A 23695-nucleotide genomic window follows, 5' to 3' on the forward strand; every position below is an offset into this window, starting at 1 on the left:
AAATTTGCATTCCGCATTGGCCCTTACTGTTTAGTAAGGGCTTAAGCATTCATTTTTAGTTTAAAATACCACTATTATAGATACTAACATCCACTTTGGTATCAAACTTAACTTTTTTATATTTGAATTTCTTCCAAGTTTGGGGGTGATAGGCGATCAACTGTCTACCAACCGTAAACGCATCGCAATTTGCTTCCTTTAATTTTTTGATAATCTGTTTAGAATCATCTACTAATTCTTTTGATAGCGATGGGTGGGACCACAATTAAAGCTTTTTAAACCTAATTGGACTTACCATTAAGAGAGCGAGGATTAATGTAATCCATGCATTGCTATATGAAAACAATACCATTCCAGCCAATGTTAATCCAGCAGCTGGAATAGGTAATCCCTTAAAATATCCAATAGTTGGCTTAATACTAAATTTAGCTAGTCTTAAAGCACCCATCGTTGGGAAAAGGATAAATGCCAAAGAAGTTAAAATAGATGGTGTTGCTATCTTATAAAATAAAAGTGCAGGAGCGACGCCGAAACTAACAATATCAGCTAAGGAATCCAATTCTACACCAAACTCACTGTTCACTTTCAATTTTCTCGCAATCCTTCCATCAAGAAGGTCTAAAACAGCTGAAAAGAAAATGAAAATGCAGGCTAATCTCAAATATTCACTCATATTCATGGTAATTGAAAAAACACCACACAATAAATTTCCGATCGTAAACAAATTCGGTACAGCTTTTACTATCTGATTGAACAAGATTGTCCCCCCTAAGTTGATCAAACTTCACATATATGTAGCATTTTCTATGTATTCTTCCGTTATTCTAAAAATATATGACCACTTTACGTTAAGTAAATTTCCACATATAATGAGAGTTTGCGACAATTAAGTTTAAAAAGGTAAGCGAAAGCTGAGCTGATATACAAGTTGAAATGAAGCATTCGCAACAAACAATATTGCAACGTATAAAAAGTATATTGCGGTAAAAGATGGCGGAAGTTTGCAACACTACCCAATTAAAGAATTTGTAGTACAAGGCATAGATGTAAGTGAGTATAACACTGTCAAGAAATATTTTACATATTTATTAGGCGAAGAGGGTTACAAAGAATTTAAAGATGGCTTTTTAAATGAATACTCAATACGTAAAGCTATGGAGTTAAACAGGTTTATCGGAAGGGTTAAATAGCGAAGGCTACAGGGTTATTGATTGAACCATGATGCTGTTAGCACATTAGATAAAAAATACAAAAAACACCGTGCATTCCCAGCAAATATTAATCCAGAGGATGTCCATGTGCTACTAGAAATGGAGAAAATCGTTAAGAGCCATCTGACGAATTACATGCCTATTTAAATGGGGATAGAAGAGGGATGGGGCTGCATAAGGTAAGTTGTATCTGTCCCGACATCTTTCAACAATAAGCGTTTTAGCAGGAATAGTTAACATAACAATATAAATCACTTTTGATGTAAAAAATACCTTTTTTGTATGCAAACAATTAAGTTTTAAATATAATACAATTCATTTTGCCTTAATGTATTATATTTAGCTATTTAGTGCTGAATTGTTCTTGAATTTTTTATGCTGATACAGCTCTATTAATAACCATATAATTAGTCTTGACATTAATAAGTGAATATAATTTGGACTAAAAATTTACTTACTGATGAAAAGTGAACAATGAACTCTGTTGAATGAACATGAAAGAATCAAAAGAAGGGTACAGAAACAAACACTATAAAACTTCGCACGAAATACCAATTTTACGAACAATAAGGGAGTTGAATAAATATCTAATAACAGTATCTAGGGATTTCGAGCTTAATTTCATAAATCTTAGTCTGTTGGTATGTACCTATATAATTCATACTTTATATAGAACTTATTAAATTTTGAGTAACTCAGTACTAATTTTTATAGTAAATTACATTTTACTTTATCAGATTTTTTCTCACGTTAAACTAATTAAATCCCCATAATTATGATTATATAAACCAATTTATATTTTTATAAAGAATTTTAAACTATATTTATGTATTGATCTTTTTTATGAATTTATATATCAAATTTGTTTTATTTTACATACATTTATATGTAGTTTTTGCACTAATTTTTATGGTCAAACACAAATTTCTCGCTAAACTATCTATAATTTTTACTTGAGTAAATACATTATTCCATTCACTATTGAGTATTTTTAGTATCTCATAATTTAATTATGTAAATAAGTCTGTGTAAAAATTGAATTTAACGCGAACTTGTGTTCGTGTATTTTTTCTGTTATAGTATATATGAGGTGATTTTTATGGATTACAGCAAGCAACGTCAAAAATCCGTACATCGTAAGAAATTATACGAGAATTTAAATGAAATGCCCTTTTACATAGAAGAATTTGTGGAGTACAAAGAATTGCATGATGCCTCTCCCTCCACCCTACTGAATTATGTATATGATTTTAGAGTCTTCTTTAATTGGTTATTATCTGAACAAATTATTGAATTAAAATCCATTAAAGAAATATCCTTCTCTGATTTAGAGAATTTAAAGAAAAAAGATGTTGAAAACTTTATGAGATTCCTAAAACTACAACAAAATATGCAGAATTCTTCTGTTAACAGGAAAATTTCAGCTTTAAAATCTTTATTTAAGTACCTTACCTCCCTATCAGAGAATGAAGATGGAGAATGTTATTTTTATAGAAATGTGATGGCTAAAATTGAAATACATAAAGATAAAGAAACATTAAATGCTCGTGCAAAACGTATGAGATCTAAAATATTCCATAATGATGATGATCAAGAATTTCTGAATTATGTTAAGTACGAACATGAAAAATCTTTAACAAAACATCAGTTATTCTATTTCCTAAGAGATAAAGAGCGTGATGTAGCCATCCTCTCCCTCTTTCTTGGTAGTGGTATTCGTGTAAGTGAATTGGCCGATCTCCGTATGGAGGATATAAACCTAAAAGAAAGACTAATTGATGTAATCCGCAAAGGAAATAAAGAAGATTCAGTATGGATTACCCCAATTGCATTAAATGATCTTGAAAAATATATGGAAATTAGGGATAGCAAATATGCTCCAGGGAAAGAGTTACAAAATGTATTCTTATCGAAGTATAAACATACTGCACAGCCTCTTTCTGTTAGGGCTATCCAAGATATAGTAGAAAAATATACTAAGGCTTATGGAAAAAGAATGTCTCCTCATAAATTAAGACATACATTAGCAAATAAATTATATATGGAAGAAAAAGACTCGTTACAAGTGATGCAGCAACTTGGGCATACGAGTCAAGATACAGCATTGTTATATACTCAACTTGGGGAAACAACTATTAAAGATAGTTTAGGCAGAATAGGGAAAGAAAAATAATAAAAGGTTCAGCTCTCTCCTCTTCCTAGATTGCTGAACCTTTTATTATTCATTGTAATTTTAATTTTATTATGTAAAAAATACATAGTTTATCTGTCGCTTCGTTTGGGATATGAATGATGAAAAATATTAATAATATTTGAAAATCTATCTTTAATTTGAATGTAGGTATATAAAATCATGAATTTCAGTTAGTCAGGTGTCAATTTAGGGAATCTAATATTGCCCATTCAAATATGATAGAATGGAGATATATCTAAAACGGAGGAAAAACAAATGAACGCAAACACAAAACAGTTTATTTATGATATCCAGCAAAGAAAGAATAATTATATAGAAAATGCATTAATAGCAATACAACACCCTAAAAAAGAACAATCTGAACAAGTCATTCAAAATATAGTAGAGAAGATGGATATGATGATTAGTCTAGTTACTACGTACATGAAGATTGAATCAGGATCTACGGAAGAATTAAAAGAACTTCAGAAAGAAATTATCCATGCTCAAGCATATATCCAAAAAAGAAAATTTGAAGAAAAACAGAGATAAAACCCTGTGTTTTTCTTTGGATGTCTATGAAACCAATTGGATCATTGTTTTGGCATAATCCATACAATTTGTTGAATTCGTACAATATACGGTACCGTATCTTCAATTAGCAAATGATCTGGTTTCACATCCTTTAACTTTCCTCTTACATTACCTCTTACAGTTTCAATAACCACATCTTAACTTGCATTCTTTCTCCTAATATATGAGATAAATCTTATAAATATGCTAGAAAGATAATTCATTATATGAACGGAAATAACATTTTAATAAGATACGTTTTCTATTCCTAAATTCCTAAAAAATTATTTATATAAGGTTATTTTTACTAGTTAATAGATGATGAAATAGGGATATTTTAAATGTATATCTATGTTGTTTTTTCAAGATATGTATCATTTTATATACGCCCTTTATTAAAATACTGCTTATACTTTTTTTGAAATTCTTTAGTAATACGTGCGTTAAATAAAATTGCTAACAACAAAAACACTCCATATTTCCCCTCTGCCGCTCCTATGATAATTACACTACTACAAATAAGTACTATTAATAGGATAAATGAGATTAAATAAATACGTTCATAGTTCCTTGACATCTTCTCGTATTTTATACGTTCTTTCCTTGCATCCATCTAAATGCCTCTTCGCCTTCATTATATTCTTTAGTAGGGGTAGCACCACATCGCTATCAAGCTAAGGTAATATCAAGTCAATTCCAAAAGGGATTTTTCACTTTTTATAGGGGAATCAGCATAAACTATTTGAAAATTCGCATACAAAATAAACCCTAACTTGTTTCATTTTTTTCAATTAAGCCGCTTGATTATCCGACATGGTACAATTATAAACGACACCTAATATATCAAAGACTGTTTTTTTCTCGTATCGATGAGATTTTCGTCCGTTGTGCTGTAGGAGATTAAACAGACGAAGCAAAATCTTTGATAATTCCTGGGTGTCTTTTTGTATGGTTTGGAGTAGAAGAGAAAAATAGTCTTTAATCATATATATAGCTTTATATTCACTTAGCTCTTGTTTCCTCTTCATGAGAAGTAACTTCCGCATTTGAAACATAATGGAGGAACAGAGTAGAATGGCAATTAGTTGCCCATACAAATGGCATTCCAATCGTTCTCGTTTTATCTTCTTACAATGATGAATGTGAAAGAATGATTTCCACGTTTTAAATAAAATTTCGATTTGCCAACGTAAAGAATACCAATAATGTACTTGTCCCGTTGGGATAATATCTGTAGGAGTGTTTGTCATATACACATTGATACCACTAAGTCGTTTACTACGAGGAGAATACTTCATTCCTTTCTTTTTTTCTCTTACAGCTTGATCTTGTAATCGTTTTTGTTGTTGTTCTTCTGTTAGCCGATGAACAATCACACGAGTTGGTACTTTATCAGTCATTCCTACATAAGCGTCAGATATTTCACATGTTTGTCCTGTTTGAAGAGAATTCATTAAGTCCTCCAAATCTATCTGTATATACTCTGTACCTTTCTTGGTTCTTCCATCTTGAAAATAATCAGGATTGGGATTTTTTTGATAAATACGTGTATTCGATTTGATACGTGAGATATAATAAGCTTTTTTATCTTGTATATGTTGAAGATCTTTCAAATGAAAATAACCTAAATCTCGGATACACAAATCATTCGCTGTTACAGTTGGAACACACAGGGAACCGTAGGTTCGATCATGTTGTTTCCCTGGACCTGTATGAATATGAAGGAACTGTCCACTTAATAAATCATACTCAAGCTGAATCTTTACTCCCGCTGTATGGCTACATCCTCCTGCACCTGGATAAACGAATGAAAAAGGATCTGGAAGTTGAAACGCAGTTGAATCTAAAATACGAATACGCTTGAAAACAGAATTATATGGAGAAGAAATCGGCATAGATGAGACCATTTTTTTGTTTAGTAGTTCGGTTAGTATGTGTTGTAAAAATTGGACAGCCGCTTTATTAAATCGTTGGTTCAGTCCCTCAGGACTGATGAGCACTTCTGTTGATGCCTCTAAACAGGTGGATAATTGAGTTAAAGAAGCCGTAGCGACATTTTGGCTCATCCATACACATAAAGCGACTAAATCTTTTGCTTGATACTTACTGGTTCGTTGCACAAAACCAACATCTCTAGCAAGGTCTCGTAAGGTATTTGGAGATAAGAAGCTTTGAATTTCTTGAGCAAATAGTTGTAATTCATTAGATACAGAAATAGACAAAAAAAACGCCATCCTTTCCTATGATTATAGAAACAGGATAACGTTTTTTTATTTTTCAGAAAATATTTTATTTATTATTGACAACAGTCTAAAAAAACAGTTATATTTATGTCAATAAAAACTGACTAGTCAGATGAAAGGAACATGTTAAATGATACAAAAAGATATATTAATTCTAAATGAGTATGAACAATTAAAATCATTAAGTGATCCATTAAGAGTTCAAATTCTTTCTTTTTTAATTGAAGAACCTCGTTCAGGGCAACAATTGTCACAAATTATTGGTTTGTCTCGTTCAAAAATTCACTATCACTTACGTGATCTAGAAAAGAATGGTTTAGTCCAAATAGTAGAGGAAAATAAGAAAAGAAATATGACTCAAAAACTATACCAAGCGGTTGCTAAAAGTTTTATCCCCTCTAATAATTTATTACCTTTTCATTCGGAGTATGGAGAAAGTCGTAGGTTATTAACCATTGCAACCTTAGAGAGAGCAAAGAGTCATGCTTTAGCGGCACCTGAAAATGCTTTTTTAACACAATCTGAAAAGCCAGAAGAATGGGCTAGAATATCAAGTCAAATAGAAATTCGCACAACAAAAAAGCGATTTGAAGAATGGGTTGCTAAATATCATAATCTTTTAAAAGAACTCCATGATATTGATGAAATTGAGAATAGTGACGCGGAGTGGTTTTACTTAGCCACAGTTGGATTCCAAATAGATGAGCCTTATTTTAAAGAAGGTAATCAAGATGAGTGAACCTGTTTTACAAAAAACTGCAGTCACGACAAAAGTTAAATCTTTATTCAAACAAAAATCTTTTTTATTACTTTGGGTTAGTACCATCTTCTCCGGGTTGAGTTTCAGTATGTTTTATTTTGCTGAAGCATGGTACGTTGTTCAGGAGTTAAATTTAGAAGCTTCCTTAGGGATTATTTATATTATTGGAGCAATTCCTCGGATTATATTTATGTTGTTAGGTGGCGTGTTAGCTGATAGACTAAGTCAATCGAAAATAATGTTTTTTTCAAACTTAACAAAGGCCATATTAATTGGAGGATTAGTTTTATTATTATTATTTACAGGTGAGATAAATTTCTGGACATTAATTATATTTGCGTTATTTTTTGGTGTTTTGGATGCGTTTTTCTGGCCTGCATCTAGTTCTATTACTCCCGTTATTGTTCCTAAAGAATTTCTAACAAGAGCGAATTCAATTATTCAGACTACAAGTCAAGCTACTTCAATTTTGGGTCCAATGATAAGTGGGTTTATAATTGTTGGACTTGATTATACAGGGATTTTTAGTTTGATTACGATCCTGCTAATTTTAGGTAGTTGCTTTATATTTTTTATTAAAGTTAATAAAAAAGTTGTTAATACTCAAGAAAATAAGCATCATTTACTTTTAAGTTTAAAAGAGGGCATTAATTATGTTAAGAAGGCACCAATATTAATGGCTTTTCTTTTAAAAACATTATTTTTGAATCTTTTTTTCATAGGTCCATTAACTATAGGTGTTCCAATTTTCGTTAAAAATATATTGAAAGGCCAAACAATAGACTATAGTTTTATAATGTCGTTTTTAGCTATCGGGATGGTGCTGGGTTCTATCATCCTTGGTATTATAAACCTCAAAAGAAAGAGAGGCATTCTTAGCCTAACATCTCAAATGTTTGTAGGGCTTTGTTTCTTGATATTAAGTTTTAGCAATGAGATATGGCAAAGCGTTGTTATTGTTGTTTTTTTGGGGATATCAATGACAATTTCTAATATATGTGCTGTTTCTGTTGTACAAAATGAAGCTGAACCAGAAATGATTGGGAGAGTAATGAGTATTCAAACCGTCTCTTCTATGGGATTAACACCTATTTCCTATGGATTGACTTCATTAAGTCTTTCACTTGAGATAGATATAAAATTTATTATTATGGCTGGTGCCCTATCTTTAATAGCATTTACCTTATATATATACTTTAAAATTCCAGCATTACGAACAGTCGACTAAATCATCAATTATAAAATACCTATAGAGATACGAAATTTTTGTTTTGGGGGCAACCTGTTCTGTTAGCTTGATGGGCATGGGGTAGCACCACACATCCATCAACTTAAGAAAACAGATTCACCCCAAAACGAAAAAATGAGCTTAATTCTCAAATATAACTGTCGAAAGGTAAAATTTTTGTTTTGGTGGTGCTTCAAAATATTAGCTTGATAGCGATGGGACTGACCCACTAATACTATATTTTAATAATGACTCTTTTCATGAAACAAAACTCAGTTATTAGTCTAAACTATTTTTTAGATTTAACAATAACAAGTGTGCTTCTTTACCTTTCAGATAGTCTCTATTATTCTAATTTCTTCATTTCTTTCAGCCGTTCTATATCCTTTTCAGAAGCGTTTTCTATTTTATACAGTTCATAGCTACCCTTTATCTCATCTATCACTACAAATTCAACTTCATTCCGAACATAGCTTTTGGTTTTCCACTTTTTATAACCAATAACATTATCTAATATAGTTTTTCCACTATCTTTTTTATATAAATTATAGCTAACAGGTGGACGTCCAATTACATACTTATTATCAGAAAATCCGACTATATCATCCCTTCCTAATCCTGTCCAAACACTCCAGACAAAAATAATCCGAAATATAGAAAAAACAACAATACCACATATGAAAAAAAATAGGATTGATTTAAAAAATAGCTTTAAAGATATCCTGTTCAAAAACATCCCCTCCCATTTCACCTCGGGATAGCAAGAACAAAACGTGAATTTTGTACGCTAAGAAACCGAATTTTTTAGATTTTTGAAATCAGTCCCCCGTCAGTGGCATAAGAAAAAGAGTTACCGCAGTAACCCTATTGCTTATAATACACGTCACTAGGAAAAGCTATGGATGAATAAAGTCAATCTATGAAATTTCCCACAATCTTTTAACCTCCACCAATTCCTGTCCATTGAATTCCATTCTATATATATCTGGCTTTGATGTCTGTAGTAAAAAATTCAAATCATACTTACTGTCATAATACCCCATCATCAACGTCATAATAGCTCCATGAGTGCCTACTACTACTTTCTGTCCTCGATAGGTGTTTAATAATTCTTTTAAGACTTTTATAGCACGTTTCTGACAGTCGACATTAGACTCTCCTCCCGTTAAAGCAAAGTCGGGGTCTAAAAATGACTTTTCTATCAAAGGAAATAATTCTTTATCCGACATTCGTTCCTCTTCAGCAATAAAAATTCTCTCTTTTAAGTCTTCAAATACTAAAACTTCTTGTCCTATTTGCTTCGCTAACTGCTGAACAGTTAGAATTGAACGATTGTATGGACTCGAGATAACAACGTCGATCCCCTCACCTTGTAATATATCTGTTATTCGTTGAACATCTAATTTTCCTTTTTCGGTTAATCCTCTTGTTGCTTCTTTTCCAAACTTTGGTGAATCTCCGTGCCTAACCATATATATGAAAGTTTTCATAATTACCTCCAATTTTTTTAGGTTTCTTTATTCCGTATATAGCTTATATTAATTAAAAAGGACTTTCCCAATGAGCATAACTAATAATTACTATAAATCCTTCTGCATGCGATATCTTAAACACATTTCTTTACAATTCCACAAACGTAAATGTATAAAAACAAAAGAACACGTAAAATGGAGAGCTAAAAAAGACGAGTTCTGTTCTAGCTCTTATTTCATTTTCTAATTAATAATTCGTTTGCATATTCACGAGCCCAACGATCGGCGTCTAATACTGTTTCCAAATCTGGATTTGCAGTGCTATGATGAGCTTCAAGAGTAGAATAAATTGTTTTTTCGATATCAAAAAACGAAATATTATTTTGTAAATATAGCGCATTTGCAATTTCATTTGCTGCATTTAAGACAGCTGGTGTTGTACCACCAATTTTCCCTGATTCATACGCATAATGTAAGCAAGGGAATTTTTTGAAATTTGGTTTTTCAAAGTGTAGGCTAGCTATCTCTAGTAGGTTTAATTTTTTATAGTTTGATTGTAATCTAGTTGGATAATGGAATGCATATTGAATTGGCATTCTCATGTCAGGAGCACCGAGCTGTGCCATGATGGATCCGTCTATAAATTCAACTAAAGAATGAATAACACTTTCTTTATGAATTAAAACATCAATTTTCTCATACGGGATATCAAATAACCAACGTGCTTCCATAACTTCAAAGCCTTTGTTCATTAATGTAGCTGAATCAATGGTTAGTTTTGCTCCCATTAACCAGTTGGGATGCTTTAAGGCATCTTTAGCTTGTAAGATTTCCATTTCCTCACGTGTTTTATCTCGAAATGCACCGCCTGAAGCAGTAACAATAAGCCTCTCAATTTCTTGAGTATTTTCCCCATTTAAACATTGAAAAATGGCAGAATGCTCACTATCTACTGGAATTAAGCGGCAGCCGTTTCGTTTCGCTAAATCTGTCACAATATGCCCTGCTGCAACTAATGTTTCTTTGTTCGCAATTGCTATATCTTTTTTCGCTTTTAATGCTTCAATTGTTGGAAGGAGACCAGAGACACCGACAACTGAAGATAATACAAGATTAGAATCAGGGTAAGTTGCAACTTCAATTAATCCATCTGTTCCATATGTGACTTTTGTGTCCGTAGAAATTCGCTTCCGAAGTGCATCTGCTAAATCTTTTGTGCTTACGCTTACAATTCGAGGGTGAAATGTATGTATTTGTTGTTCGAGAAGGTCAATATTGTGATTTGCTGTTAAACCAATAATTTTAAAATGTTCCGGATGAGAAGTGACTACATCTAATGCAGACGTACCAATTGAGCCAGTTGAACCAAGAATCGAAATATATTTTACCATGATAATTCCTCCAAATTTGTATTCTCCCTCTTTACACACCTATCCTACGATTCTATAGAAAGAATAGTGTATATTTCATTTTAAGTACTATATTATATTGAAATTTTATTCAATCTTTCCTGTGATTGACTACTAGTTCTAACAAACAGACCGTTATATAGGAAGAATGCCCCTATTATTACAATCATACCAATATAAACAGACATCATCGTAGGAATTAAGAATGCACCGACGATAATAGTCATTCTTGCAATTAGGTCCGCTCCAATATCTGATAGACCCGCAAAGGCTGAATATGATCCTCTCTTGTCAGCTGGAATCATATTAGCTTGTTCTGCATTTCTGATTGGTGAGTAAACAAGTTCACCAACAGTAGCAATAGAGTTAAAAATAATTAGTACGTACCAAGTGTTTGAAGATGTTACTGCCACATAGCCTATCCCATAGAGCACAAGACCTAAAAGTAACGCCTTTTTCCCACTTATATGATCTGTAAATTTATTTATAATAAATGTTAAACATACTACTAAAAGCATATTTTGTATATTAAGAATACTTAGCATCCTCACTCCTACTATTTCAAAGTCCCCAATGCTTATTGGATTGAATGTTTCTGAAAGTCGTACACCAATATAACTGTTTAAAGAAAACTCTGCCGCAAATATGCAAGTAGACCCTATTACAACTCTTAAAAATGCTCTATCTTGAATAGCAATTTTATAATTTTGAATTAGATCAAGTACTATATTTTCCTGCCTTTTTTCTAAGCACTCTTTAACTTCTGTAACTAGCCAAATTTTATAAGCAATCGGTACTGTAGCAGAAACACAAGTCAGTAGTATAAACAACTCTTGTTGATGATTAATGTATAAAAAACCACCTAATGCTGCACCAATTGCCATAGAAAGATTCATAAGCCAATAGTCAATTGTATAGACAGCCTTTCGATTTTTCGGTGTAGTTGAGTCTATGATGATAGCTTGCATGGATGGACGCCCAAGACTGCTAGTTATTATAAAACCTACATAAGCGATTGCAAATAACCAAATCATCTTATCTGTCGGATATAAGCTTAAAGTCATGAATAAAAACATCAAAGTACTAGAAAAAGAAGTTAACAATAAGATTTTCTTTCGTTGAAATCGATCTGAAATGTAACCTCCAATTAAATTTGAAAAAAAACTTAACATAACCGTTAAGATTAAAAATAAACCAGCCCATACTTTATTTATTTCTTGAGCAAAAAACAATGCCATAAAAGGCATTACTGCTGATGTAACAGCACGATTAAAAAATGATGTAATTAAGCGTACTTTTATATTTTGTTCAAATTCTTTCCAATTCATCGTATCTCCTCCCCTTGTCTAATGTTATATTAAACTAGACTTATCAAATTAAAAATGGACACCTTCAGAAAAACATGTCCACTTATAAAAGGAGATAGGAAAATGGATAAAACTTTACTGAATCTATGGCAATCATTTTCTTCTGGAAATATAAAAATACAAGACCTAGCAGATTTTTTAAATTTAAGTACAAAGCAAACCGTACGTTACTTACATAAATGGATGGACGAAGGTTGGCTAACTTTCATTCCTGGAAAAGGTAGAGGAAACCCCTCCTCTCTCCAATGGTTGAAAAATGTAGAACAAATCTATGAGTCACAAGTAATGGAAATTATGGACCAACAGCCTGTTGAAAAAAGTAGTAAATATTTACTATATAATTGGTCTCCAAACAGTAAACTACGCTTAATGACTAAGTTTCATTCAAAATTTGGCTATATACATAATTCAGATGACAAATTAATTATTCCTAGAAGGAAGCCCCTTTTAACAACACATCCGCTCGAGGCTGCCGATGTACATAGTGCACATATTGTTGCGAATGTTTTTAATCGACTTGTTTATATGGATGAAAAGGGGAACATATTCCCTGAAATAGCTCACAGTTGGGATTTAACTCCATCTACGCTTAGACTATATTTAAAAAAGTCTATAAAATTTCATGATGGCTCCATCTTAACAGCGTCTGATGTGAAATTATGTCTCTCAAAATTACGCAGTCATACATACTATAAAGACTTATGGGCACCCATAGAAAATATAGAAGTTGTATCACCACTAATTCTTGATATACATTACCCAAAGGGGTGTAGTTATTGTTTACAAATGTTATGTATGATAAATACAAGTATTTATAAAGAAAATAACGGTCAAATCATAGGAAGCGGTGGTTTTTATATAGGAGAGAATAGCCTGGAGAAAACATCATTGATAGCATTTCATGATTATTTTCAAGAAAGACCTTTGCTAGATACAGTAGAATTCATTCAAGTCCCTCTGGAATTTGATACTATTTATCAATCTTCCAAACACCATAAATGTAATTCTACTTTTCAAGTAGAAAGGAATTCCGGTTTTGGCGTTATAATTATGAATGCTTGGCGCGATTCTTCCATTCAGCACATAGATGTTCGTAATTACTTACATTCTATTATCGCTAACAATATAAATCATATTCATGAATATGATTCTCAAAAAATCCCAAATATTAAAAGCTGTTTAAAAGACATAGATCATCAAATCAATATCCCAAAAAGAAAACGTCCTGAATTTAAAGAACCACTTATTATAAAAGCTACTCAGTATACAGAAGCAACCACAAAATGGTTAATGAATATCTTAGAAAAAGAAAATATACCTTTTCAAGTTAAATGGGTTCCATTTGAAAACTATCTTAGGGATGAAAAACTTAATGAACAAGTCGACCTTTTTATTCATGGTGAAGTATTCGAGATGAATCAAGAGATATCATTTTATTATTTTTTAACAGCTAGATATTCACCATTGGCTAAAGTTTTAAAAACAAATAAATCACTAAGAAACCAACTATCTAAATACAAACATACACATTTTGAAGAGTGGCCTTTATTAAATAAGAATCTTGAAAAAGAACTGATAGAATCCTCTATTATGATTCCCTTATACTATGAAACACGTCAAATTCCTTTTTCATCAGACTTAACGAATATTAAGATGAAATATTTTGGGTATGTGGATTTTTCTCAACTTTGGATAAGACCTTTAATTTAAAATTCGCAAGAAACCTAATCCACTTATAATAATTATCACCCTATTTAATTTCCCTGATGCCAAAGGTGAATTCTTTAGGAGTACGGATACATCGCTATCAGGTCAATTAAACTGGTATCTTAGAGTCATCAACTTAAACAACAAATAACACCATCTCCATTTTTTCAATATTTTGAAGGACTCACAAAACAAAATTATTATCTCTCCACAGTTAACTATGAGAAGTTAGCTCGTTTTTTCGTTTTGGGGAACCATCGGTTTCAAAGCTTGATGACGATGTAGCGAGACTTCTTAATATAACATCAATTTATCAGTAGTCGTATCTAGAAACCTAAAAAAAGTCCATTTAGAAGATCTAAAGGGACTTTTCACTCATATAATCCTATCTATGGTTAAACAAATAAAATTGAATAAATTTAATTTTTCTTGTTTTATCTAATAAATTGTTTAGGCATTTCTTTAACGTGCTTATCATCATCACGCCAATCATAGGTTTCTTTCTGTGAAATATCTAAAGTTTGATCTCCAATTCTAACAATATTCTTATTTACCCATTGGATATATGGATCCGTATCTGGATAGTTCCAATATATATTTTTCTCTGAATCTGTATCAAGGTTAACTAATTCACCCCTAACAGCATCCGCACTTAATGATCCTGCATTATGAAAATAAGTCTTAATGAGATATTTTCCATCTGGAGATTTCACTGTTCCAATTAATTCACCTTTTGGAACACCTTGCAAACTAAAAAATTTCCAATATCCAAATCCAATTATAATTACTAACATAGTAAGTATAGTTATTAATACTTTTCTTTTTGTTTTTTTAATTTTACCTTTTGTATTTATAATACTCACTCATTCAACCCCAGTCCATAGAATATAAACCATATTATACCTTTAAATAAATGGTTTATATATCCAAAAATAAAAATCCTACCTTAATATTTTTTATAAAAGGGCATATTTCACATAATTCTCGTTATCAGTAGTTAATAATGAATAGAATTTTCATTATGGGGGGTACTATAAAATTTTAGCTTGATAGCGATGTGGTGCTACCCCATCGCTATCAAGCTAAGAAAATACAACTCTCCCAGAAAGAGATTTTGTCCTAATTTGTAATAAAAAACTCGTTTTTTCGTTTTGGGGTGGATTTGTTTTCTTAAGTTTATGGGCATGCGTCGTACCCCACAAAGGGAAAAAGAATTAATTTTCGAATATTTAACTATAATATACTAAATTTAGGAGGAGCTTATGAAAAGGATTTTATTGAAAAAAGCATTTTCCGCGTTATTATTGACCACAGTTTTAACATTCTCATTTTCTACTGCTGCATTTGGAGAATCCGTCACTACCCAATCACTTAAAATGAACAATGTTCTTGAAAGGGTTGTGACGGTTGAAACAAAGGGTGAGTTTGATCATGAAGAGACTCAAAATATGGTTGATCGTCTCTGGAGCATCCCAACTAATATATTGATCACCATGCATAAACAGGGAGTTCAGGTCAAACTGATTAATTTCCCTCTTACTGATTTGCCGGAGTATGAATATTTAAGGGGAACCGTTCCAAGGGGATGGGAACATACTCCATATACGTGGGATGATGTGCCAGGTGCAGGTGGGCAGACAGTTGTTGCTCGAATCGGTTACAGCTATAAAAAGATGCATAGTTCTGTAAGTCTTGAGCTGCATGAAACATCCCATTCCATTGATTGTTATGTATTTGACAATGTTAGTTATTCGGATGAGTTTACTGAAATTCACGCTTTGGAGCATGATGATTTTAATGACAATCCATATTTCGATTACAAGGAAGAATATTTCGCCGAAGCCTTTGCCTATTTTTATGCTGGTCCAGACACGAAGGCTGAGTTAGAAGAAAAAGCCCCATTAACTTATAAATTTATTAATGAGTTACAGCGGAATATCCCATCGGAAAAGCATTCAAATAAGTAGAATTATAGAATGTTTCCATAATTATGAGATTCCCAAGTTATGGAAACGGAATTCGAAAAGGGGTACGGCAAGAATTCCTTTTTTTTTTGAGTCATTTAAAGAAAAGTCTTTTTATCCATTTAACGCTTGCTAGGTGTCAATATTTGTACAAAAAAGCTGTAATTAGTGATTTTGGACGAAAATCTCATCGATATGAGAAAAAGACAGTCTTTGATATTTTGGGTGTTGTTTATGAGTATACCACTTCTAATCCTCAGGTAGCCTCTAATAAATATTTTGGTGTGCAAAACGCGAAACAGGCAGGAAGAACTTTTTTGAAATCACCAGTTTATGTTAAATCTAGACCCTATCAGGTTCTTTACAACGTTGCGATTTTCCCCGTTTTTCTATGGCTATATAGCAAAGGGATAGATACAGATAATGTAAAAGAATTTATGCTTAATACCGTTATTCAATGGACAGCATTGTCGATAATTATCGACTATCTTAGTTGGGTTTTAATTCCTTATAAATTTAGGTTAACACATAAAGAATTTTACATTGATTATCAACCATATATCACTTTGATTTATGTAGCAATTTTTATTAGTCATTATATAGTTGGTTTTTTTATCATTTAACCGAGAAGATTCCCTCCTCTAAACGGAGTGAAGATGGGGGATGAATCGGTTTTTTCTTTTTTGGGGGTACTTTTATTTGTTAGCTTGATGGACATGGGGTAGCACCACAAATCTATTAATTTAAAGAGAACTTTATTTCTGTACAGCTGCGTATAACGATTCTTTCTGACATAAAAACACGATGTCTTAAAAGACATCGTGTTTTTATGTCAGAGATTCATCTCTTGCTTCAATAATTTTATTGTATATTAGCATCTTTTTCTTTTATCAAAATTAAGCTGAAATGCCCGATGAGTAAAAAGACTGAAGCTAAATAAAAGCCTGCTTTCATACTTCCTGTATAAATTGATAATACTCCTGTGATATAAGGAGCTAGTACACTTGAAGACATTCCTATAAAATTGTATAGCCCAAAAGTTGTGCTATATAGATTTTGAGGAGCATTATTTGCTACAAAAGCTACAATTATAGGATCCATTGCAATTTTCCCCATAAAGCCATATAATACTAGCCCCACTATAATCCAAACAGTACTATTAGTAAAACCAATTAAAAAAGTGAAGATTGAAGAAAATATCAACATAAACTTCATGATTTTGACATGTTTTTGAAAGCGGTCGTTTATCCAACTAAATAAAATACTTCCAGGAAGCGCTAAAAGTGCAATTATTGACGATAAATATCCCGCTATACTACCTTCTATTCCTTGTTCAGTTTGAAGATAATAAGGAAGCCAAGTTACCATAACTGAAAATCCATATAATGAACAAAAAGCAACAATATAACTAACTATTAAGTTTCTGTTCATTAATAAGAGTTTAATTGAACTTGAGAATTTTTTTTCTTCTCTATCAATTTTCCTCTTTATTGAATTTTCATTTTCACTATCATTTTTAATAGTAAATAACATTATTATTGACACTATTATTGTTAGTAGGGCAAAAATGAAAAAAGTAATTCTCCAACTAAACCCTAAAGATAGCGTAAAGTAACTAGAAAATATAAATCCTAAAGATAACCCTATCGCTCCTCCACTATTTATTATTGCACTCCCAATTGTTCGATATTTATTTGGAATAGACTCTGATGATAATGCAAATTGTGGACCATAAAAAGTACCTTGTCCAATCCCGGAAATCATCCATGCAGATATAAGTAACAAATACCCTTCTGACAAACCTGTTACAGCTAAAAATATTCCAGAAATCAGAAATCCAGGCACGAGCACCCATTTTTTTGAATACATATCTCCTAAATAACCCGATGGAATTTGTACAACTGTATAAGCTAAGAAAAATAAACTATTCATAAGCCCTATTTCTGCATTGTTTAATGAATAATCACTTTTAATCTCCCCTATTACTGGGGTTAAAATAGCGCGATTTCCATATATAAAAATCCAGCCTAAAAAAAATACAATAACTAATCTTATCCAATAAGGAGTCATTTTATTTTTTTTATTTTCTATTAGTACTTTTTGTTTCATTATGTCCCCCTTTTAGAAATTTAATATCAGGGTCTTTACTTGTAGTAGATCTGAATTGAATAAGATAATTACATAGTTAATTTAAATAATAAACAACAATAAAATATTGTTTATTATTTATAAATTTACTTAAACCGTGTTAATATGCTAATTCATATAATGTATGAATTAACACATTTACTCCTTCAGCTAAATCTTTAGGATCCGTATACTCAAACGGCGAATGACTAATACCTTTATGACTTGGAACAAAAACCATGGCGGTCGGTATATATGGTGCTATAATTTGAGCATCATGACCTGCACCACTATGCATCATTTTATACACAATATTATTTTGCAAACATTGCTTTTCGATAATGTCAGTTATATCTCTATCCATTGGTACTGGTGCAGCATCCATCCACATTTTAATTTTTATTTGGACTCCTAATTGATTTGCAACTTTGTTCATTTCCTGTACTATTTCATCAGTAAATTGATGCAATTCTTCTTTTTCTACATGCCTTACGTCTATCGTAAATATAGCTTTACCTGGTACTACATTTACGACATTGGGTTCTACTTTAATTTCCCCAACAGTGGCAACAAGTGGCTCCCCATGTTCTAAAGTCATGGTATGAATCCTATGTATCATATAACTAGCTGCACTCATCGCATCTTTTCTATATTTCATTGGTGTTGTGCCTGCATGATTGGATTCACCAATTATTTCAACTGTAAACCGTCGTTGACCAACAATGTTTTTGACAATACCAATGGATCTCTCTTCTTTCTCTAGTACTTCTCCTTGTTCTACATGAAGTTCAACAAATGCTTTAATATCCTTACGAGCATATTCAGGATTAGCTTTAAATGTGAAACCAGTTTGTCTCATCACCTCTACAAATGCTTGACCATTAAAATCTGAGATATTCTGAACATCTTCTTGTTTAGCAATCCCAACAATATTTTTAGATCCCCAAAATGTATATGGAAACCGACTTCCCTCTTCTTCCGCCATGGATACAACCTCAATATTCCGCAAAGGCTGTCCATATTTTTCTTTTAAATATTTTATAGCTAAAAGTCCAGCGATAATACCATACTGCCCATCAAATAATCCTCCATTTTTTACTGTATCAACATGAGAACCAGTTAATATTGTTTCGTCTTTATATTTACTACCTTCAAGCGTTCCAAATAAATTTCCGATTTCATCATAATGGATAGATAATTCCTCTTTAATAAATAGCGTTTTTAGAGACTCTTGAGCCTCTAGCCACTCTGAACTATATAAGAACCTGGATACTCCCCCTTCTGGATCTTTTCCACATTCTCCTAACCAATGAAGTAAATCGAGTGTATCCTTTCCTAATTGCAACTTATCCAGTGTATGCATTAATTTCCCTCCAGTAAACTTCCAATTAATTTACTCTTATCCTCTTAAATGCTTCCTTCTTCAAAATGTGTATTCGGAGAAGTCTCCTTAAAAAACATCATGATAATTAAACTTATTCCAAGAATGATAACAGCTGAATAAAACCCAGCAGCCATACTGCCCGTTAAATCGGCTAAATAACCTGCGATAAATGGAGCCACAATTGAGGATGACATTCCTATAAAATTATAAAGACTAAACGCTCGGCCATATGATTCTGGATTTACGTTCTCTGAAACAGTTGCAATTAGCACCGGATCTAGCGCTATTTTCCCAAAAAGACCATAAATAATAAGAGCTCCAATCATTAAAGGAATACTTTGAATATACACCGTTGCCCATAAAGAAATTGCGGCGATTGGAACCAATGTAAATACAAATATCTTTTTCTTTCCATATTTATCAGATAAATAACCCACAAAAAGTGATCCTGGTATTGCTGCCCATGGAACTAATGATGAAATAAAACCTATTTCACTGCCCTGAAATCCCCGCTCCACTTGTAAATACTTTGGTAACCACGTCATAATAACTGTAAATCCATAAATAGAGCAAAATAATATAATGAATGTAATTAAAAGATTACGGTTCTTTAATAAAGAAAGCATACTTATATCAGTCTCTATATCTATGACTGGATTACTTACATCTTTCTTTTGTCTCTTTCCTTCTTTGACAACAAAACCAATGAACAAACCGCATAAAATGGTTAAAACGGAAAATATGTAAAACATCATTCTCCAGTTTATTCCCCATTCCAACACAAGGGTACTAGAAGAAATAAAGCCTAATGATATTCCTAAAGCTGCTCCGCTATTAATGATGGCAGAACCGATACTCCTTCTTTTATTTGGTATTGCCTCAGAAGAAAGTGCGAACTGCGGTCCATAATAAGTAGCTTGTGTAAGTCCTGTTAAAGCACGCGCCACTAAGAATCCTGTAAATCCAGCCATAATACCACTTACTCCTGTAAAAATTCCAAATAAAATAAAACCCGGAACCAGAATTATTTTCCTCCCAAACTTATCGCTCAATGTACCGGCCGGAATTTGTGCGATTGTATAAGTGAAAAAGAAAATACTATTTACTAAACCCAATTGAGTATTGTTCAAGTTATACTCCAACCCTATTTCTCCCAATATAGGGTTTAAAATGTACCGATCCGCATTAAGAAATATTGTTCCTAAAGTAAATGCCAGTACAACTTTCCACCAGTAAGGAATCAAAGTAGTGGATTCTCCAAATTTATCTTGTTTTTTCATTAAGGATTCAGACATATTAACAATACTCCCTTTACATTTTTCAGTGAAAATCCACCTTATTTAATATTTTTATAAGCATACTACTTTAACACTTTGTCAAATTCGTATAATACTTTCTCTCACAATTCATTTTAAATCTATTTATTTCCCTATCTTTTTATGGAGAATCTTTCAAACATAACACTGAAATAATTGGATATCCAACAACTTTTCGAATCTTTTATAAGGCCTATTTCATATATTATTATTTAATTCTAATAACTACATTGACAAATCATCCAAATATATACTGTTTTTTTAGTTATTATAACCATAGTTAGAGTTAACACCTTTTACTCTCAGGTTTCCTGTTTTATAATGGCCATTATTTAGCAAAATATTATTAATCAATTTATCCAGTTATTATTTTCTATAACGTAGTATTTACATTTAAACTTTGTAATACATAGTAAGAGTTAGTATAATCTACTTATTTAGTAATTTGGCTCTTAATATCCTACATAAGTCATCCTTGGAGGAAATCTAATGAAACTATATGATATTATGAAAATCCCTATTTTTGATCAAGCTAAACTTATCGCTGGTCATAAGGGTTTAGAACAAGAAGTTTATACCGTTAATATGATGGATGCACCTGATATAATTCATTTCTTAAAAAGAAACGAATTATTAGTTACAAGTGCATATCATTTTAAAGACGATATGTATGCATTACGAGAACTTATCATACAAATGAAGAAACAAGGTTGTACAGCTTTAGGTATAAAAACTAAACGGTTTTTACAAGAAATACCCGAAGAAATTATTTCATTAGCAGATGAAATTTATTTTCCAATTATTGAGCTCCCATTTGACATAGGACTAGGAGATCTTGTAAATCAAACCTTAAGTTATATTCTGGATATGCGAACTAATGAATTACATCAAGCAATGCAAATACATCAACAATTTTCAAATCACATTATAAGTGGAAAAGGCATAAATATGATTTTGGAAAATTTATCATCAATAATTCAGTTACCAGTTGTACTACTTGACTATCACTTGCGCCCTATTTCCGAATACAATAACACTAAAGCATCTATTCAAATTTTAAAGAAGTTTTTTATAAACGGGCGTAAACTACCGTTATCAACAATAGAAATTGTTACTTTTTCTCTTCTTACTAAAACTCGTGATACAGTTTCAATTTTTCCCATCTTTACACAGAATAATCAATACAGCTATTTAGTTATAGACGGCTTTATTTCACCTTTAAATCGTTCAATGGTATTGGCTGTTGAACAAGCTGCAAACGTCCTTGCTTTTGAATTAATAAAAGAACATTCTTTAAGACAATACTCAAGACGCATTCAGGATGAATTTTTTACGAATGTTATTAATAGTGTTTTCTCTACTCAAAATGAAATTATTAATCTAGGAAAAGAATTTAATTTATCATTTGATCAAAAGTATATTTGTATTATAGGAAAAATAGATATAAAAGAATTCACTATGTCATTTATGGAATATCAAGAAGAAAAGGATCTTATATATGACTTGATAGAGGAAGAACTAAATTCTTATACTGCAAATGTTCATTTATTCATAAAAGATGATATGTATGTTTTGTTGGTGAATTGTGATGGCATTTGGAGACAAACTGAAAAAGAACGAATGATCTCTTTATTAAAAAACATACAGGTGAAAATCTATACATATTTTCAAAAAAGCATATCTTTTGGAATTGCTAATTCTAGCGAACAATTGTTACATATATCTCATTCATTTAAAGAAGCAACAGATGCATTTTACTACGGTGAAATATCAGGGAGTAAAGAATTTATTGAGATCTATCAAGCAAAAGAAATCTCAGCGATTTTACGTATGATTCCACAAGAACAATTAAAAAAGTTCTATGAGAGCACACTACATTCACTTGCAAATGAAAATGAAAAAGATTATGCTGTACTATTGCACACGTTATCTGTTTATTTAGAAACTCATTGTGCAATATCCGAAACTGCTAAACGTTTATTTTTACATCGTAATACCGTTATTTATCGTTTAGAGAAATGTGAAGAAATACTTGGACGAAACATAAAAGATCCAAACGAAACTTTACAATTAAGAATTGCATTTAGAATAAAACCATTAATCCATGTATGATATTTATATAAATTAAAAGCTCGTAAATAAATTTTAATATCTGAGGTCTGATATTGCATAATCGTAAATAATAAAAATATAAAGTTCTCATATTTACTAAAGGTAAGTAATCCTTCTATTTTATTTTTCTACAATACAATTACGTTCTTACAGTGGGGCACCAGACATCTATCAACTTAAGAATGGAAACAAAGTGTACTTTCATTTTGTGAGGTAAAGCATTCCTAAAATAGAAGCATACTCTTAATAATACGCATACCAAATAAACCCTATCGTTTTATTAAAAATCCAGGAAATAGTAATGAAATCCTATATTTATACGATTGAATATAATGTCACACATTTTATAAGGTAAAAAGGAAAGGATAGATGAACAGGAGAGCATACCTGTTTACATCTACCCTTTTTTACAACAATATGACCATATTAACTACTACAACTTTTCATATAATTATTGAACTATTTTTTAAATAAATAAATAAATGGTCCCCTTCACCTTCAATTGGATCAACTACATCTTCATTAAAAGATTCAGCATGTTATCTACCATATCTATTAAACCAGCGGTTTTTATTTTCCCTGATTCCTTTCCATACCTAAGGTACCCAAAAGTCCAGAGGATTTCCGAGGCTACCATCCACATTTGTGT

The 23695-nt window shown here is 31.7% G+C and carries 23 protein-coding genes; 10 read left to right on the forward strand and 13 right to left on the reverse strand.

The window, feature by feature from the left end:
* Nucleotides 1-55 precede the first annotated feature (55 nt).
* Together AC0NJG_RS22915 and pssA are read right to left on the reverse strand one after the other, a co-directional pair.
* Nucleotides 56-265 carry a Ger(x)C family spore germination C-terminal domain-containing protein gene (locus AC0NJG_RS22915; protein ID WP_474063496.1) on the reverse strand — a complete coding sequence of 70 codons (210 nt, stop codon included), beginning with the start codon at nt 263-265 and terminating at the stop codon, nt 56-58.
* Nucleotides 266-757 (reverse strand): CDP-diacylglycerol--serine O-phosphatidyltransferase, encoded by a 492-nt coding sequence (gene pssA / locus AC0NJG_RS22920; RefSeq protein ID WP_474063497.1) that lies wholly within the window; start codon nt 755-757, stop codon nt 266-268.
* Between the two features lie 244 nt (nt 758-1001).
* Here pssA and AC0NJG_RS22925 point away from each other — a divergent pair, with 244 nt between their 5' ends.
* The 4 genes from AC0NJG_RS22925 to AC0NJG_RS22940 all read left to right on the forward strand — a co-directional run bounded on the left by AC0NJG_RS22925 (nt 1002) and on the right by AC0NJG_RS22940 (nt 3936).
* Complete coding sequence (locus AC0NJG_RS22925; RefSeq protein ID WP_474063498.1) at nt 1002-1190, forward strand: hypothetical protein; 189 nt, start codon at nt 1002-1004, stop codon at nt 1188-1190.
* A 21-nt stretch (nt 1191-1211) separates the two neighbouring features.
* Nucleotides 1212-1358 (forward strand): hypothetical protein, encoded by a 147-nt coding sequence (locus AC0NJG_RS22930; RefSeq protein ID WP_474063499.1) that lies wholly within the window; start codon nt 1212-1214, stop codon nt 1356-1358.
* A gap of 952 nt (nt 1359-2310) precedes the next feature.
* Complete coding sequence (gene xerS / locus AC0NJG_RS22935) at nt 2311-3384, forward strand: tyrosine recombinase XerS (RefSeq protein ID WP_087952154.1); 1074 nt, start codon at nt 2311-2313, stop codon at nt 3382-3384.
* Nucleotides 3385-3660: 276 nt separating this feature from the next.
* Nucleotides 3661-3936 (forward strand): hypothetical protein, encoded by a 276-nt coding sequence (locus AC0NJG_RS22940; RefSeq protein ID WP_065705857.1) that lies wholly within the window; start codon nt 3661-3663, stop codon nt 3934-3936.
* Nucleotides 3937-3977: 41 nt separating this feature from the next.
* Here AC0NJG_RS22940 and AC0NJG_RS22945 read toward each other — a convergent pair whose 3' ends face one another.
* From AC0NJG_RS22945 to AC0NJG_RS22955, 3 genes are all read right to left on the reverse strand, one after another.
* On the reverse strand, nt 3978-4112 hold the full coding sequence (locus AC0NJG_RS22945) for a DUF2642 domain-containing protein (RefSeq protein WP_002046518.1): 135 nt from the start codon (nt 4110-4112) through the stop codon (nt 3978-3980).
* Between the two features lie 224 nt (nt 4113-4336).
* The gene (locus AC0NJG_RS22950; protein ID WP_065705855.1) at nt 4337-4570 is read right to left on the reverse strand and encodes a hypothetical protein; all 234 of its coding nucleotides are present in this window, start codon (nt 4568-4570) and stop codon (nt 4337-4339) included.
* 178 nt (nt 4571-4748) lie between these two features.
* Nucleotides 4749-6179, reverse strand: coding sequence for an IS4 family transposase (locus tag AC0NJG_RS22955; protein WP_087952155.1), 1431 nt, complete (start codon nt 6177-6179; stop codon nt 4749-4751).
* A gap of 151 nt (nt 6180-6330) precedes the next feature.
* On the opposite strand from AC0NJG_RS22955, the gene AC0NJG_RS22960 reads away from it, so the two are divergent.
* Nucleotides 6331-6939 (forward strand): ArsR/SmtB family transcription factor, encoded by a 609-nt coding sequence (locus AC0NJG_RS22960; RefSeq protein ID WP_087952156.1) that lies wholly within the window; start codon nt 6331-6333, stop codon nt 6937-6939.
* A complete protein-coding gene (locus AC0NJG_RS22965) occupies nt 6932-8188 on the forward strand; it encodes an MFS transporter (RefSeq protein WP_087952157.1) in 1257 nt (418 codons plus the stop codon). The genes AC0NJG_RS22960 and AC0NJG_RS22965 overlap by 8 nt, the downstream gene beginning before the upstream one ends.
* Before the next feature lie 346 nt (nt 8189-8534).
* Here the strand turns inward: AC0NJG_RS22965 and AC0NJG_RS22970 are convergent, their stop codons facing one another.
* From AC0NJG_RS22970 to AC0NJG_RS22985, 4 genes are all read right to left on the reverse strand, one after another.
* Nucleotides 8535-8918 (reverse strand): hypothetical protein, encoded by a 384-nt coding sequence (locus tag AC0NJG_RS22970; RefSeq protein ID WP_142940660.1) that lies wholly within the window; start codon nt 8916-8918, stop codon nt 8535-8537.
* A gap of 187 nt (nt 8919-9105) precedes the next feature.
* A complete protein-coding gene (locus tag AC0NJG_RS22975; protein ID WP_078214455.1) occupies nt 9106-9678 on the reverse strand; it encodes a histidine phosphatase family protein in 573 nt (190 codons plus the stop codon).
* A gap of 218 nt (nt 9679-9896) precedes the next feature.
* Nucleotides 9897-11051, reverse strand: a complete 1155-nt coding sequence (locus AC0NJG_RS22980) for a 1-deoxy-D-xylulose-5-phosphate reductoisomerase (RefSeq protein ID WP_087952159.1) — start codon at nt 11049-11051, stop codon at nt 9897-9899.
* 92 nt (nt 11052-11143) lie between these two features.
* Entirely contained in the window at nt 11144-12397 is a 1254-nt protein-coding gene (locus AC0NJG_RS22985) for an MDR family MFS transporter (RefSeq protein WP_087952160.1), read from the reverse strand.
* Nucleotides 12398-12499: 102 nt separating this feature from the next.
* Here AC0NJG_RS22985 and AC0NJG_RS22990 point away from each other — a divergent pair, with 102 nt between their 5' ends.
* Complete coding sequence (locus AC0NJG_RS22990; RefSeq protein ID WP_087952161.1) at nt 12500-14146, forward strand: ABC transporter substrate-binding protein; 1647 nt, start codon at nt 12500-12502, stop codon at nt 14144-14146.
* 431 nt (nt 14147-14577) lie between these two features.
* Here AC0NJG_RS22990 and AC0NJG_RS22995 read toward each other — a convergent pair whose 3' ends face one another.
* On the reverse strand, nt 14578-15006 hold the full coding sequence (locus tag AC0NJG_RS22995; protein ID WP_087952162.1) for a DUF5412 domain-containing protein: 429 nt from the start codon (nt 15004-15006) through the stop codon (nt 14578-14580).
* A gap of 399 nt (nt 15007-15405) precedes the next feature.
* Between AC0NJG_RS22995 and AC0NJG_RS23000 the strand changes: the two genes are divergently transcribed.
* On the forward strand, nt 15406-16110 hold the full coding sequence (locus AC0NJG_RS23000) for an anthrax toxin lethal factor-related metalloendopeptidase (protein ID WP_087952163.1): 705 nt from the start codon (nt 15406-15408) through the stop codon (nt 16108-16110).
* An 86-nt stretch (nt 16111-16196) separates the two neighbouring features.
* The gene (locus AC0NJG_RS23005) at nt 16197-16730 is read left to right on the forward strand and encodes a hypothetical protein (protein ID WP_474063520.1); all 534 of its coding nucleotides are present in this window, start codon (nt 16197-16199) and stop codon (nt 16728-16730) included.
* Nucleotides 16731-16968: 238 nt separating this feature from the next.
* Here AC0NJG_RS23005 and AC0NJG_RS23010 read toward each other — a convergent pair whose 3' ends face one another.
* The 3 genes from AC0NJG_RS23010 to AC0NJG_RS23020 form a co-directional block, all read right to left on the reverse strand.
* Entirely contained in the window at nt 16969-18216 is a 1248-nt protein-coding gene (locus tag AC0NJG_RS23010; protein ID WP_087952165.1) for an MFS transporter, read from the reverse strand.
* A gap of 139 nt (nt 18217-18355) precedes the next feature.
* Nucleotides 18356-19597, reverse strand: coding sequence for an allantoate deiminase (allC, locus tag AC0NJG_RS23015; protein WP_087952166.1), 1242 nt, complete (start codon nt 19595-19597; stop codon nt 18356-18358).
* Between the two features lie 44 nt (nt 19598-19641).
* A complete protein-coding gene (locus AC0NJG_RS23020) occupies nt 19642-20913 on the reverse strand; it encodes an MFS transporter (RefSeq protein WP_080990916.1) in 1272 nt (423 codons plus the stop codon).
* A gap of 510 nt (nt 20914-21423) precedes the next feature.
* Here AC0NJG_RS23020 and AC0NJG_RS23025 point away from each other — a divergent pair.
* Nucleotides 21424-23046, forward strand: a complete 1623-nt coding sequence (locus tag AC0NJG_RS23025; protein WP_087952168.1) for a PucR family transcriptional regulator — start codon at nt 21424-21426, stop codon at nt 23044-23046.
* Nucleotides 23047-23695 lie beyond the last annotated feature (649 nt).

Source organism: Bacillus sp. SSR7 (genome assembly GCF_055902415.1).

Excerpts from the sequence above, each read along its gene's own strand:
- xerS (WP_087952154.1), top strand. The coding sequence starts at position 2,311 with ATGGATTACAGCAAGCAACGTCAAAAATCCGTACATCGTAAGAAATTA.
- AC0NJG_RS22940 (WP_065705857.1), top strand. The coding sequence starts at position 3,661 with ATGAACGCAAACACAAAACAGTTTATTTATGATATCCAGCAAAGAAAG.
- AC0NJG_RS22950 (WP_065705855.1), bottom strand. The coding sequence starts at position 4,570 with ATGGATGCAAGGAAAGAACGTATAAAATACGAGAAGATGTCAAGGAAC.
- AC0NJG_RS22960 (WP_087952156.1), top strand. The coding sequence starts at position 6,331 with ATGATACAAAAAGATATATTAATTCTAAATGAGTATGAACAATTAAAA.
- AC0NJG_RS22965 (WP_087952157.1), top strand. The coding sequence starts at position 6,932 with ATGAGTGAACCTGTTTTACAAAAAACTGCAGTCACGACAAAAGTTAAA.
- AC0NJG_RS22975 (WP_078214455.1), bottom strand. The coding sequence starts at position 9,678 with ATGAAAACTTTCATATATATGGTTAGGCACGGAGATTCACCAAAGTTT.
- AC0NJG_RS22980 (WP_087952159.1), bottom strand. The coding sequence starts at position 11,051 with ATGGTAAAATATATTTCGATTCTTGGTTCAACTGGCTCAATTGGTACG.
- AC0NJG_RS22985 (WP_087952160.1), bottom strand. The coding sequence starts at position 12,397 with ATGAATTGGAAAGAATTTGAACAAAATATAAAAGTACGCTTAATTACA.
- AC0NJG_RS22990 (WP_087952161.1), top strand. The coding sequence starts at position 12,500 with ATGGATAAAACTTTACTGAATCTATGGCAATCATTTTCTTCTGGAAAT.
- AC0NJG_RS23000 (WP_087952163.1), top strand. The coding sequence starts at position 15,406 with ATGAAAAGGATTTTATTGAAAAAAGCATTTTCCGCGTTATTATTGACC.
- AC0NJG_RS23010 (WP_087952165.1), bottom strand. The coding sequence starts at position 18,216 with ATGAAACAAAAAGTACTAATAGAAAATAAAAAAAATAAAATGACTCCT.
- allC (WP_087952166.1), bottom strand. The coding sequence starts at position 19,597 with ATGCATACACTGGATAAGTTGCAATTAGGAAAGGATACACTCGATTTA.
- AC0NJG_RS23020 (WP_080990916.1), bottom strand. The coding sequence starts at position 20,913 with ATGTCTGAATCCTTAATGAAAAAACAAGATAAATTTGGAGAATCCACT.
- AC0NJG_RS23025 (WP_087952168.1), top strand. The coding sequence starts at position 21,424 with ATGAAACTATATGATATTATGAAAATCCCTATTTTTGATCAAGCTAAA.